The sequence below is a fragment of the Rheinheimera sp. SA_1 genome (assembly GCF_001669775.1).
In the GTDB taxonomy this organism is placed as follows: domain Bacteria; phylum Pseudomonadota; class Gammaproteobacteria; order Enterobacterales; family Alteromonadaceae; genus Pararheinheimera.
Window position 1 is genome coordinate 365,029 of record NZ_LXWK01000016.1, and the last position, 14,046, is coordinate 379,074.

A 14,046-nucleotide genomic window follows, 5' to 3' on the forward strand; every position below is an offset into this window, starting at 1 on the left:
ATTGCGGCATCATCGGACGACAACGCCGCGATCAGGCCGGTTAGTTCCGGCCCCTCTGCACAAAGCTTAGCGAAACAGTACTTTCTCTTTCTGAAACCAGGACACGCAAAATGCAATCATCGCCCCTGCCAGCACCAACGTTGATAGCAACACCACACCGAGCAGCGAATAATCAATGGTGCCTTTGACCAGTTCTTTAATCCCCAGAGCCACATTCAACACCGGTATCATCGCCAGTTTCCAGTTCAGTTCAATACCTGGCAGAATTGACACAATAAGTGGCATAAACACCACCATGGTGACCGGGCCAATGTAATTTTGTGCTTCTTTGTAGCTGCGGGCATAAATCGACAGACTCAATAACAGGGCCGCGAAAATGGCAGTTAACGGGATCAGCAGCGCTAAAATCAAGGTTAAATCAACCAAACCTAAGGTCGACATTGCTTTGGCAACAATATCAACTCCCATCATTGAGCCTATGATATAACCCCAGCCGCCAAAACTGACCACGGTGATCAGTGCTGCGACAAGCCCCGTCGTTAGTACCGTCATAAATTTTCCAAGTACGATGGCAGTGCGGGAAATCGGGCAAATAAGCAAGGTTTCAAGCGTGCCCCGCTCTTTTTCACCTGCGCCAATATCCATCGCTGGATAAGATGCCCCCACCAGGCACAGCGGTACCAGCAAGTAAGCGATCCAACCGCCAATCAACTCGCCAATATTTTCTCTGCTTTCGGCTGTATTAACCCGTTCAACTTTCACTGGTTCCAGCACGGCCGGCATTTGCTCCATCGTCACACCAAGCGCTAACAATTTTGCCTGCTGTAATTTTTGACTATAGGTTTTCAGCAGTTCATTAAAATGTTTTGAAATCATATCCAATTGCGACGAACTGTTATGGATAAGTTGCCATTTGCTTTGATCGAGATTTGATTCAGCAGCATTAAAATCAGCAGGGATCACGATAGCAACATCAAACTTGTCGTCACGGATTGCCTGTTTTAATTCATCAACAGTGGTAAGCGTTGTGGTCACCTGTTTAAAGTTTTTATGATAAAACAGCGAATCGGCAAACTCAGCAGCACGGTCAGCATGAATCACCACATAACGATGTTCTTCTGCTTCAGCCTGGCGACTGACATTGGCCATCACCAGCCCCATAATGCCGAACAGCACCGGGAAAATCAGGATCGGTAACAAAATCACAAACATCAGTGTTTTTTTGTCGCGCAACAGCTCGGTCAGTTCCTTAAGATATACCTGCCACATTTATACTGCCTCCCGCTGGATCACTTGTAAAAAAGACTGACGCAAGTCACCACTGTCAGTTAACTGTTTGAATTCGTTTAAACTACCGTTAAAGGCACTAATACCATGATTAATCACGACGACTCTGTCACACAAAGTCGCAACTTCGTCGAGGTGATGGGTCGAAAAAATAACCGGCGTGCCTTGTTGTTTTAACGACTGGATAAAATCCAGCACTGTCTGCACTGTCATAATATCTAAGCCGGTGGTTGGTTCATCCAGGATCACAACTTTTGGAGAATGCACTACGGCGCGGGCAATGGCTGTTTTTTGCTTCATACCGGTGGACATATTGTCGGCACGACGATTGGCGAATTCGTGCATCGATAACAAGGTCAATAACTCTTCAATCCGATGATTTAGTTCTGTTTCTTGCATCCCGTGCAATCGGCCAAAATAGGCGATATTTTCCCGGGCGGTTAAACGGCCGTATAAACCAGTGCTACTGGACAAAAAACCGATACGTTTGCGCGCTTGTAGCGGGTTTTTAATCACGTCCTGTCCGTCAATCATCACTGCACCGCTATCAGGCTGCAGTGCTGTTGATAACATGCGCAAAGTGGTGGTTTTACCAGCACCGTTCGGACCTAAAAGTCCAAGTACTTCTCCCGCCGCGCAGTCAAAACTGACATTACGCACTGAATGAAACCGATCGCCGCCAAAACGCACGTCGTTTTTTTCGCTGTCTGACAATTTACTTTGTTTGCTAATGGCAAAAGATTTTGCCAGTTGCTGAATTTGAATCATGGTTGCTCCGTCAAAGAGAATGGTGGTGCCCAGCGTATTTTTTTAGGGTCATTCCTGAACTTTGCTGATACGCTTTGGCCGGAAATAAGCGCTATTCTGGTAGAAATCCGGCTGTTCATTCGCAAAAAACCAACCTGGCACACCCAACAGTGGCAGCGGTGTCAGCTGCAGTGGGTCACTGAATATACCTTGATTAGCAATTTGTTTACTTAACGCAGTATCTATGAAATCAATACGTTGACGCAATGACTGGCTGAAAAAATCATCAGGAACTGCCATCGCCAGCATTTTGCCGGTGAGTCCGATAAAGGGCCGGGTGGCCATTTCATAATTGGCATGGCCAAACATCATCGCCGCAATCGTCGGTTCAGAGCTTTGGCCTTGCCAATGATGGCGGTGACTGACAAAAGCTTGTTGCCACTGATGCTGGCGCAGCAACTCCACCATATTGGTTTGATCCTGACGATGCAAAATCAACACACCGCATTCATCTAATAACGTCAGTTTATTGCGAAGTTCAGTGCGAATACTGGCGCCATGAAGATCAATCTCCTGGATATGTAGCCGATTTAACAGTTTTTTTGTGTTCGGAAATAAACACCAAATCAAAGCGCCAAACAAATCATGCCAGTTCGGATAGCGGGTCGGCACCTGCTGGGTATGATAAATAAAGGCTTCGTAATAACGACCATCAGCCGCTAATAGCTCGTTATCGACAAAACGTACCGGCAGCTGCGGTCTGAATTGTTGACGCCAATGTTCCAGTTCGCTGACTGTCGGAAAATCGGTCAATGCTATCAATGGAAACAAGGTACTCAGCTCAGCAAATATCGGATTATGCTGCCAAATGTGCCTATCCCAATGTTCAGGCGCGACAAATCTGGCTGTTTTTGTCGGTGGCTGAGCGGTCACTACAGCTTTTGGCGGCGGGTTTTGGTTAGACATGTTGATACTCCGGCTGAAAGCATTCACCCCGACATACTTGTGCAAAACCTAAAAAACAGCTTGCAATTTTGGCGGTAAATGGCACATTCAACGGGGTACGTCTGAACGTACATACTGCCAAATGAATTGATTTTTTTCGGATTAAACCTAACGGAGTTTTTATCATGTGTTCGATATTCGGGGTGCTTGACATCAAGACTGATGTTAAAGCCTTGCGCCAACAGGCGCTACAGTTATCTAAGTTGTTACGTCATCGTGGTCCGGATTGGTCTGGGATCTGGAATGACAATAATGCCATCCTCGTGCACGAGCGTCTGGCCATTGTAGATACTGAAAATGGCGCGCAACCACTGATTAATCCAAATCGAAATCACATTCTGGCAGTGAATGGTGAGATTTATAATCACAAGAATTTAGAGAAAAATTTAACCGTCGACTATCAGTTCCAGACCAAATCAGATTGCGAAGTCATTCTGCCGTTGTATCTGGAGCATGGCGCCAGTTTTATCGATCAACTGCAGGGCATGTTTGCCTTTATTCTGTATGACGCTGAACAACAACGCTATTTAATTGCCCGCGACCATATCGGCATTATTCCGCTGTATTACGGTTATGACGAACATGGTCAGCTGTATGTCGCTTCTGAGCTCAAAGCGCTGATCCCGGTTTGTAAACAAATGCAGGAATTCCCGCCAGGGCATTATTTCGACAGCAAAATCGGCAAGCTTGAAAAATACTATGCCCGCGACTGGCAAAGTTATGATGCGGTTAAAGACAATCCAGCTGATTTAGGTGAACTGCGTGAAGCGTTAGAGCAGTCGGTAAAAAGCCATTTAATGTCCGACGTACCTTATGGCGTGTTGTTATCAGGCGGCCTGGATTCATCGTTAATTTCGGCAATTACCCAGCAGTTTGCACGTAACCGCATTGAAGATGACGGTAAATCGGAAGCATGGTGGCCACGTTTACACTCTTTCGCCGTTGGTCTTGCCGGTTCACCGGATTTAATTGCTGCGCGTAAAGTGGCGGATACCATCGGCACCGTGCACCACGAAGTATTGTTTACGGTGCAAGAAGGTATCGATGCGCTGCGTGATGTGGTTTATTTCCTCGAAACCTACGATGTCACCACCATTCGTGCGTCAACACCTATGTACTTAATGGCGCGGAAAATCAAAGCCATGGGCATCAAAATGGTGTTATCAGGCGAAGGCTCCGACGAGTTGTTTGGCGGTTATTTGTATTTCCATAAGGCGCCAAATGCCAAAGAATTCCACGAAGAAACACTGCGGAAACTGGACCGGTTACATATGTTCGACTGTAACCGCGCCAACAAAGCGATGTCTGCCTGGGGTATTGAAGCCCGGGTGCCGTTCCTCGATAAACATTTTATGGACGTCGCGATGCGGTTAAACCCGCAGGCAAAAATGTGTGGCAACGGCAAAATGGAAAAACACATTTTGCGTCAGGCCTTTGATGGTTTGCTGCCAAATGAAATTCTATGGCGGCAAAAAGAGCAATTCTCTGACGGCGTTGGCTACAGCTGGATTGACAGTTTAAAAGCCTTTGCCGAAAAAGAAGTGAGCGACCAACAGTTGACGACTGCAGCCTTCCGCTTCCCGGTCAACACGCCGGATAGCAAAGAAGCTTATCTGTACCGGGTGATTTTTGAAGAACATTTCCCACACAGTGGCGCTATAGCTTGTGTACCTGGCGGAAAATCTGTTGCATGTTCGACACCTGAAGCACTGGCCTGGGATGCGAAAATGGCGCAAATGACCGACCCATCCGGTCGTGCCGTGCGCGACGTGCACGAACAAGCCTATTGATCAGCAATAAAAACCTAAGCTGGTCGACGCTGGCCAGCAATCAGCAAAGCCCGCGCCTGCGGGCTTTTTTTTGCTAAATTTTTAGCGGTTCCCGTATCACCAAACAGATAAAAGTTATCGGGTCAGTAAAACAAATTTTGTCGTATCTTTTTGCGAATTCAACGGCCTTGGTATGCCGGATTTTGTTTTTCTGGTAGATTAGCGACTTCTGTCGGCAGCGTTGCCGTTGACCCTGCATCACTTGATGCAGACCCTGATGAGACATTCATGAAAGCGACAAGTCGTTTCTGGTTATTTTTACTGGCATTGCCCTTTATGCCATTGCACCTGCAAGCCGAAATTGCCCTGACCGGTCAGTGGGTCCGGGACCTGAATCAACAGAGTCTGAAAGATCCACAAACCTCAGGTTTAACCTGGCGCCACGGCGAATTGCTGAGTCTGGGCGATCAAAGTGCCGATCCCGGTTTACGGATGAAGCTATTTCGGATCAACCCGCAAACCGCAGTTTTTAACCAGCGGCCCATCGATATCACCATTTCTGCCGACGTCAGAAAGAGTTGCTTCGGCGATTACATTGCCAATTCTCCGGACTTAGAAGCCTTAACCTGGGATCGGCTGGATGATTTAACCCTGATCACCGTGACCGAAGACGCCAGTCGTGCGCAATTAAGTCCGTCCTGTGCCAAAAAATATGCGCAAACCAATTCGACCAGTTATCCAACTTTATTATTAAAAATCAGCTTAAATGCCGATTTTAGCAGTGCGGAAATCACTGCGGTGCGTCCGGTGCAGTTTCCGCTGGAATCGAAAGTTGGCAACTTACCCAACGATGGTATCGAAGGTCTGGCAGTTGACGATCACCAAAACCTGTATCTGGCGTTGGAGAAAAACAGTGCCACGTTGCCGGCCATCTTCAAAACCCGTTTAACCGCCGATTTTTGGGCCAAAGATAATTTCGTGAAGGTGATTGATGCCAATCTGGCGATGCCGCCATTGGACAACAAAGGTCATCCGATCAACGGCATCGACTTTTTACCAAGCCCAATTCCGGGGCATCCGGGGTATCTGGTTGCGGTCGCCCGCAATGATGACCAACTGTGGATTTTTGATTTAACTAACCGGGTGCAGCCTTTTGTGCAGCCACTCAGTTTTTTTGTGGCCACCGACAATTCTGGCTTGTGCCCGGTCTATGAAAAAATGGTGCAAACGGCGCTGGAAGGTGTTGCAGTGCATCAAGGCAAAGTGTATCTGGTGAATGATCCTTGGAAACAGCATTATCCTGATAATATTCAATGTGATGTCAACGCTGAACATTTTAATAAAATGGCACCGCTATTATTCGAAATGTCGGTTGACCCACGCTGGTTTACCCTGGCTCGACCCACAGTAAAAACCACCTTACCCGGGATTAGTGCCATGGCGATGGTGACGAATGACAGTTACTTGCTGGTACAGGACAAAAAAATTGACCAAGGCGGTGACCGGCTTGGTTTACTGCAGTTCAGCCCTGAAGGAAAGCCTTCTTACAAATCAATTTTTGTTACCGGTTGGCCACAGAATCAACCATCCAACGATTTGGAATCGATGTGCGCCCTGCCCGGTCGCCAGAATGAGTTTCTGCTGGCAGAAAGTGGCAGCTGGCACGGCGAATTTGGCCGTTTATTCCATCTGAAGCTATATCAGGGTTATGCCACGGTCTTAGCGAGTTTTGCTTTACCGGTGCAACGTGACAACACCGAACAGCAAGCTGGTGACAATTTTGAAGGTCTGGCTTGCCTGAATAAAGCACCGAATCGTTTTTTGTTGGTGTTAGGCGAACGCGGTGGCAATGGCCAACGTGGCAGCTTAACCGGGGCGACTTTGATTTAGCTGCTGGTGATATTCAGTGGTCGGCAGAGCGCTTGCAGGTACAACCACCGCAGCCGGATCTTGCACAACCAGCGCAGCGTGATATTGCAGATTTATATCTCGAATCTAATGTGTTATGGGCAAGTGCCGTGCGTGAAGCTGGCAATGGCGGGCCTTTTAGCTCCTTTATTTATCAGGTCGCATTGTTGGATCCACAAGCACCAACGCCGGTGAACTTAATCTCAGGCGGAAAGATTTTCTGGCAAATTGATGGTATGAAAGTCGAAGCGCTGGCAGCGCCAAACAATTTATTTCCAAATTCAAGTCTGGCAATTGGCACCGAAGACGAGTGGTTTCATGGCCAATGGCGCGCGCTGTTTCCACCTGCCGGGCAATCGCCTGCAGTGCCGGTGCCAGTAACTGACAACGTCACGGAGGCCGTTCATGAATAATGCTGATCAACCACAACCACTCACTGCGGAACAGCCCAAAAACCCGTTACATGGTTTTACGCTAGAGCAAATTCTGAATTCTTTGCTGAGCCACTACGGTGGTTATCCGGCACTAGCGGCGCAAATCAAAATTAAATGTTTTATTGAAAACCCCAGTGTGAAATCCAGTTTGAAATTTTTACGTAAAACACCCTGGGCGCGGACTGAAGTGGAGACGCTGTTTATCCGGTTGCGGCTCTATCGATAAGGCAGCAATAACGTACCGGTAACATTCGCCAGGCTTAGCTGGTGAGCAAAATATTCTATTGCATTGCAAGCCATTGTTTTTTCTGATGAATTCCCTCTCGAAACGTTGGTTTTACAATGCGTCTTTGATATCAATAAGGATCTTCATATGCAAATGATTAAAACCCGTGCCGCTGTTGCCTGGGGACCAGGCCAGCCACTGACCATTGAAGAAGTTGATTTAATGCCGCCACAACAAGGCGAAGTATTAGTGCGTTTAATAGCGACCGGTGTCTGTCATACCGATGCCTACACGCTATCTGGCGCTGATTCAGAAGGTAAATTTCCGTGCATTCTGGGCCACGAAGGCGCTGGTATTGTCGAAGCAGTTGGCGCAGGCGTCACCAGCGTTGCTGTTGGCGATCATGTGATCCCGCTATACACTCCAGAATGTGGCAAATGTAAGTTCTGCTTAAGCGGCAAAACCAATTTGTGTCAGGCTATTCGTGCGACACAAGGCCAGGGCTTAATGCCTGACGGTACCACCCGATTCTCCAAAGATGGCCAACCGATTTACCACTATATGGGCACTTCCACCTTTAGCGAATATACGGTACTACCGGAAATTTCATTGGCAAAAATCAATAAAGCCGCACCTTTGGAAAAAGTCTGTTTATTGGGTTGTGGCGTGACCACCGGTATGGGCGCAGTAATGAATACCGCCAAAGTCAAAGCAGGTGATACTGTCGCTGTTTTCGGTTTGGGTGGTATTGGTCTGTCAGCCATTATCGGCGCTGTGATGGCCAAAGCCAGCCGCATTATTGCTATTGATATTAACGAAGCTAAGTTTGATATTGCACTGAAGCTCGGCGCAACCGATGTGATTAATCCAAAAAATTTCGACAAGCCAATTCAAGACGTGATTGTCGAAATGACCGACGGTGGGGTTGATTTTAGTTTTGAATGTATCGGTAACGTCAATGTGATGCGCTCGGCGCTGGAATGTTGTCATAAAGGCTGGGGCGAGTCGGTGATTATTGGTGTTGCACCCAGTGGCGCTGAAATTTCCACCAGACCATTTCAGCTGGTGACCGGCCGCGTCTGGCGTGGTACCGCTTTTGGTGGCGTCAAAGGTCGCAGTGAATTGCCAGACTACGTTGAGCGATATTTAAAAGGCGAATTTGAGCTGGATACTTTTATCACCCACACCATGCCGCTCGAACGCATTAACGAAGCTTTTGATTTAATGCACGAAGGTAAATCCATCCGCACCGTGATCCACTTTTAAGCAACGGGATCAGTCGCTGTTTTTACACTTGCACCGGCTCTTTAAAAGCCGGTGTCACCAATTCCGAGATGTATCGCAGAGGTAATTTATGGCACTGCAACAACTGGCGACCCAGCGTTGTTTTGAGGGGTGGCAAAAACGTTTTTCCCACCAATCCACCACGCTGCAATGCGACATGCAGTTTTCGGTATATATACCGCCGCAGGCCGAATTTCATCCGGTACCTGCTTTGTATTGGCTGTCAGGCCTGACCTGTACCGATGAAAATTTTTCGGCTAAATCCGGTGCACAACGCATTGCCGCTGAACTTGGCATCGCGCTTATTATCCCGGACACCAGCCCGCGTGGCGATGGTGTACCAGACGCTCCGGATGGCGCTTACGACCTCGGTCTTGGTGCTGGTTTTTATGTCAATGCGACGCAAGCGCCGTGGCAAAAACATTATCAGATGTACGATTACATCACGCAGGAATTGCCAAAGTTATGTGAAGCGAACCTGCCGATAACAACACAAAAATCGATCAGCGGACATTCCATGGGCGGTCATGGTGCTTTGGTTATTGCACTGCGCCAACCCGAACTTTTTTGTGCAGTGTCAGCATTTGCGCCGATTGCCAACCCGGTGCAATGTGACTGGGGCAAAAAGGCCTTTGGTGCTTATCTGGGTGACGATCAGCACAGCTGGGAAGACTATGATGCCAGCCTGTTGTTGACAAAACTGGGCAGCCAGTTGCCAATCCTGGTATCACAAGGTGACGCTGATCAGTTTATGGCAACCCAGTTGTTTCCGGAACAGCTGCGTCAGGCTGCCGAAACCAGTAGCACGCCATTGCAACTGGAATATCAAGTTGGATATGATCACAGCTACTATTTTATCGCTAGTTTTATCGAGCAACACTTGCGGTTTCATGCCGGTTATTTATTGAATAATCAGCAGTAAACTTTTGCCCGCTGTAATCTTGTTGTCAGCTGTGAATATTGTAATTAGCAGTGACAAACAGCATCATCGCAGGCTCAGTTGGGTACGATAAACATCGTACCCTTTTCGCCACAAACCGCACACCTAGACCTTAAACTGCCCTACTGCAGTGCCCAACTCCGTAGCCAATCCCAACAAGCCACGGGTACTGGATGCGACTTCGCTGATCGCGGTACTGTTTTCTTCCGCCGCCGCACTCAGGCTAGAAATTCCTTTGGCTAAAGTCGCGCTGACGCTGGTTTGTTCTTCTGCCGCTGTGGCAGTTTGCGCCATCAGTTGTTTTAACTGCTGCAGCCTGCCGTCGATGTCGTCCACTTGCTGTTGCATCGACAAGGCTTCAGTTTTAGTGTCATTTGCTATCGATTCACAGCCAGCACTACTGTTGTTCAAATTGTGTGATAACTGCAATATGCCCTGAATAACCGACGCAATATCTCGGGTTGCCAACTGCACTTTGCCCGCCAGCTGCCGCACTTCATCGGCGACCACAGCAAAACCACGACCTTGTTCACCTGCCCGCGCAGCTTCAATAGCGGCGTTGAGCGCCAACAAATTGGTTTGATCGGCAATTGAAGTAATCACAGCCACTACCGAGGCAATTTGCTGACTATCCTGATCCAAACGGCTAACTTGCTGACGCATCTGGCTAAATGCCGCCAGCGTTTGTTCAAGGCTGGCACTGACATGGCCAATGGTCTGCGTAAGCTTTGTCGCAGCTGCCTGGCTGGCGTTCACTTCATCGGACGCCAGCACGGTATTGGTGCCAATTTCGGCAGCGGCATAACTCATTTCTTCAATCGCGGTGGCGAGCATCTCTGTTTCTCGCGCCTGAATTTGCAAACTGCCATCGGCCTGGGTTAACGCCGAGGAATTTTGCGCAGCAGCCATTTCCAGCGCCTGACCAACGCCAACCAACTGGCCAATCAACCGCCGTAATTGCTGTTGCATCTTGCCAAGCCAGCCCATCAAGCTGGTTTGTGAAGCGCCAGTCAACGACATGGTTAAATCACCATCGGCAATCCGACTGGTCATATCGACCATATCAGCAGGTTCACCACCCAACGGCGACAACACATAAAAGCTAACCACCCGAGCGGCCAACAGTGCCAATGCGATAGCTGCGACAATAATACCCAAGCCAATCCACAACATCCGGGTTGCTGGCGCAGCCACTTCTGCCACGTCAATCTCCGCCAGTAATGCCCAGTGCAGGCCGAATATATCCAGTGGCGAGTAGGCAGAAACTACCGGATTACCATTGTAATCATCAATATAGGCCAAGCCCGCCTCGCCTTTTAACGCCGCTTCGCTGGCTGCTGTCACCACGCCATTTTGCTGCACTGTTCCGGCAAATGACGCCAACACCGTACGCTTCGCTGGATCGAGAAATGAATCCGAGCGCATCCGCTGATCCGGCCCAACCAAATAGGTTTCACCACTTTTGCCCATGCCTTCACGCACTTGCATCACTGAATTAATCCGGTCAATCGACAACTGCACCGCCACCACCCAGCTTTCTCCTTCACTGATCAGTTCACGTCCGATAAAAGCCGCGGCCTGACCATTGGATGGTGCATAAGGTGCAAAATCTTCAATCAGCACCTGTTGGCCTTTGCCTTTTACCCTTTGAAACAACTTGGCGAGCCCGGAATTAGCATAAGGGCCATTAATTAAATTACTCTGAAAATCTGCCTCTTTCGCCACCGAATACAACACGGTGCCCGTCGGATTAATAATAAAAATGTCGTAAAAACCAAGCTGCTGAGAAATCGGCAGCAACGCTTCGTGTAATGCCTGAGGTTGCGCCGGGTCAAACTGTGTTTGTACTACCGCATGCACAGCGCCAAGCCCTGCGGCAAAATCGTCAAATAAGGCATTGATTTGGCGCTGCTTAATTTCCTTCACTGCCTCCAGCTTGGCTTCAGCCTGAGCAAATAACTCAGCACGCGCCAGCAAGGTCACACACAAAGTTGCAATCACCAGCGGGATTAACGCTGTAAGTAAGCTGATCAATTTGATTTTCTGGGTAAAACGCATGACATCTGATCCTTGTGTCGGGGTAACGTTAGGGTAAAGCACAGTCGAGCATCCAGAGCAGGCATAATGCTGGCGTAGTGGATTTAATTATTTTAGGTATTTAGTGGTTTTAGGTATTTGAGCTCTAAAGATAATCCAGACTGACACTTTTGCAACAAAAGGAACAAACGGGAACCTAAGAGAAACCGGTTTCTGCGATGTTACCTTACGGCAAAATTGTCGCAAAAAAATACCGCAGACTAGCTGCGGCATTGTTCATAATGATGAATTACTTGGCGCTGGTTTGTTGTTTCATCCAGCTAAACACTTCGTTGTACCAGCGTTCGGCATTGGCAGGATTTAGAATCCAATGATTTTCATCAGGAAATACCACCAGCTTTGATTCAATGCCTTTGCGCTGCAAAGTGGTAAACGCGGCCAGGCCCTGTGCGTATGGCACGCGATAGTCTTTTAAGCCGTGGATCACCAGCATTGGCGTTTGCCAGTTGTCAACTAAAGCTGACGGATTGAACTTATGGTAATCGGCTTCTTTATTCCAGACCGGACCACCCATATCGTATTCCGGGAACCACAGCTCTTCAGTGCTACCGTAAAACGATGGCATATCAAACAAACCCGCATGATTAACTAAACATTTAAAGCCAGTTGGCCAGTTACCGGCAATCCAGTTCATCATGTAGCCGCCATATGATGCGCCCAGCGCACAGGCGTTGCTACCATCCAGCCATTTCTGGTTGTCGGTGATATAAGCGAAGCCTTTTTTCAGATCTTCCAGTGGTTTGCCACCCCAATCGCGGCTGATTGAATCAGTAAAGGCCTGGCCATAACCAGTAGAGCCATGGAAATCGATCATCACCACGCCATAACCTTGAGCTGCCCACAGTTGCGCATTCCAGCGTGCGTTAAACATATTGCCAAAACTGCCTTGCGGGCCACCATGAACGATAAAGGCCATCGGGTACTTTTTGCCTTCCTGAAAATTCCAAGGTTTCATCCAGTAACCGTACACAGTTTCTTCGTTCGCGCCCGGGAAACTGAACTGTTCAAATTCAGCAAATTGAATGTCTTTCAAATTGTTAGCGTTGACCAGGGTCAGTTGGTCGGCCATGCCAGATTCACCTTTAAGCTGGTAAATCTCAGTCGGCTGATTCAGACGATGATTGGTAAACACAACTTTACCGCCAGCTACATTCAGGCTGCCGGCGCTGCCATCTGAGTAAAGCTTTGACACTTCACCAAAGGCGCTGTTGATAGAAAAGACACTGACTTGCCCCAGGTCTTGTGCAGTGGCATATAAGGTGCGGTTATCCGGACCAAACACGTATTCATTGACTGAGCGATCCCACTCCGGTGCCAGCTCTTTACGCTCGCCAGTGGCTAAATCGAGCAGCACTAATGCAAAGCGGTCGGCTTCAAATTGTGGCTTTTTCATCGCCAGATAAGCCATATAGCGGCCGTCTTTCGAGAAGGATGGTTTGGCATCCCAAGCCGGATTATCTTTGGTCAGGTTGATTTTTTCACCGCCTTTGAGCGATACCTGAAAAATATCAAAGTTGGTATGCCAGGCCTGATCTTTGGCCGGAATTTTGGCGCTGAATACCAGATTTTGACCATCTGGGGTAAATGAAGCTTCAGCAACACCTGCTACATCGGTATTCCACTCTGGCATTAAATCCCTGGCGGTGGTGATTTTTGAATCTGTAACATCAGCCACAAAAAAGTGCGATTTTAAACCGTCTTCCCAGGTGTCCCAGTGCCGCGCCATTAACTGGTCGTAGACCATGGCAGTGTCTTTTTTGTCAGCATTTTTTTTATTGGCATCGACAGTACAGGTAATGTCAGCACAACCTGGCACCACATCTAAGGCCAGCACCAGCTTTTTACCGTCACCGGAGACCAGATAACCCTGCACGTCCAGCGGCAATGCTGTGACTTGCCGCGCTTCACCACCGGTTAACGGCAGTTGCCAGACTTGCGATGAGCCGCTGCGATCAGCGATAAAGAACAGGCTGCTGTCGTCGCTGCTGAATTTCACCGAATGTTCTTTGCTGTCGCTGTCAGTCAGACGTTTGACTTTATTGCCGTCCTGCAAATCCATCAGATATAAATCGGCGCTGCTGTCAGCTGGGTTTAAACCGCCATTTTTCTGGCCATACACCAGATAACGACCGTCGCTGGACAACACCACATCATAAATTTTATTCAGTTTATTTAAGTGTTCGATGGTTAAAGCGGTTTTGGCCTGTGCTGCAGTTGCGCAAACTGCCAGCCCCACCATAACAACCGGCGCTAATTGTGCCCATGCTTTCATACGAATGGTCTCCCGGGATATCGCGCCGGCGCATTAGCGACCGGCACATATTTATTGTTTTTATATGCTTATTAAAT

11 protein-coding genes are annotated in these 14,046 nt (G+C 48.3%); 6 read left to right on the top strand and 5 right to left on the bottom strand.

Going from position 1 to position 14,046, the window contains the following annotated elements:
* Positions 1-66: 66 nt before the first annotated feature.
* The 3 genes from A5320_RS13615 to A5320_RS13625 are packed head-to-tail and all read right to left on the bottom strand — an operon-like array spanning position 67 to position 3,000.
* The gene (locus tag A5320_RS13615) at positions 67-1,269 is read right to left on the bottom strand and encodes an ABC transporter permease (protein ID WP_068065706.1); all 1,203 of its coding nucleotides are present in this window, start codon (positions 1,267-1,269) and stop codon (positions 67-69) included.
* Positions 1,270-2,055 carry an ATP-binding cassette domain-containing protein gene (locus A5320_RS13620; RefSeq protein WP_068065709.1) on the bottom strand — a complete coding sequence of 262 codons (786 nt, stop codon included), beginning with the start codon at positions 2,053-2,055 and terminating at the stop codon, positions 1,270-1,272.
* A 48-nt stretch (positions 2,056-2,103) separates the two neighbouring features.
* Positions 2,104-3,000 carry a DUF3025 domain-containing protein gene (locus A5320_RS13625; protein ID WP_082971767.1) on the bottom strand — a complete coding sequence of 299 codons (897 nt, stop codon included), beginning with the start codon at positions 2,998-3,000 and terminating at the stop codon, positions 2,104-2,106.
* A gap of 164 nt (positions 3,001-3,164) precedes the next feature.
* On the opposite strand from A5320_RS13625, the gene asnB reads away from it, so the two are divergent.
* From asnB to fghA, 6 genes are all read left to right on the top strand, one after another.
* Positions 3,165-4,829, top strand: coding sequence for an asparagine synthase B (asnB, locus tag A5320_RS13630; RefSeq protein WP_068065711.1), 1,665 nt, complete (start codon positions 3,165-3,167; stop codon positions 4,827-4,829).
* Between the two features lie 267 nt (positions 4,830-5,096).
* Positions 5,097-6,698, top strand: coding sequence for a hypothetical protein (locus A5320_RS13635; RefSeq protein ID WP_068065714.1), 1,602 nt, complete (start codon positions 5,097-5,099; stop codon positions 6,696-6,698).
* A 32-nt stretch (positions 6,699-6,730) separates the two neighbouring features.
* Positions 6,731-7,129, top strand: coding sequence for a hypothetical protein (locus A5320_RS13640; RefSeq protein WP_068065717.1), 399 nt, complete (start codon positions 6,731-6,733; stop codon positions 7,127-7,129).
* Positions 7,122-7,376 (top strand): VF530 family DNA-binding protein, encoded by a 255-nt coding sequence (locus A5320_RS13645; RefSeq protein ID WP_068065718.1) that lies wholly within the window; start codon positions 7,122-7,124, stop codon positions 7,374-7,376. The genes A5320_RS13640 and A5320_RS13645 overlap by 8 nt, the downstream gene beginning before the upstream one ends.
* A 156-nt stretch (positions 7,377-7,532) precedes the next feature.
* Entirely contained in the window at positions 7,533-8,642 is a 1,110-nt protein-coding gene (locus tag A5320_RS13650; RefSeq protein WP_442966057.1) for an S-(hydroxymethyl)glutathione dehydrogenase/class III alcohol dehydrogenase, read from the top strand.
* Positions 8,643-8,730: 88 nt separating this feature from the next.
* Positions 8,731-9,582: an S-formylglutathione hydrolase gene (gene fghA / locus A5320_RS13655; RefSeq protein ID WP_068065721.1), complete on the top strand. Its 852-nt coding sequence runs from the start codon at positions 8,731-8,733 to the stop codon at positions 9,580-9,582.
* Positions 9,583-9,705: 123 nt separating this feature from the next.
* Here fghA and A5320_RS13660 read toward each other — a convergent pair whose 3' ends face one another.
* Positions 9,706-11,658: a methyl-accepting chemotaxis protein gene (locus A5320_RS13660; protein ID WP_068065723.1), complete on the bottom strand. Its 1,953-nt coding sequence runs from the start codon at positions 11,656-11,658 to the stop codon at positions 9,706-9,708.
* Between the two features lie 268 nt (positions 11,659-11,926).
* Positions 11,927-13,969 carry an alpha/beta hydrolase family protein gene (locus A5320_RS13665; protein WP_068065727.1) on the bottom strand — a complete coding sequence of 681 codons (2,043 nt, stop codon included), beginning with the start codon at positions 13,967-13,969 and terminating at the stop codon, positions 11,927-11,929.
* Between the last annotated feature and the right edge of the window lie 77 nt (positions 13,970-14,046).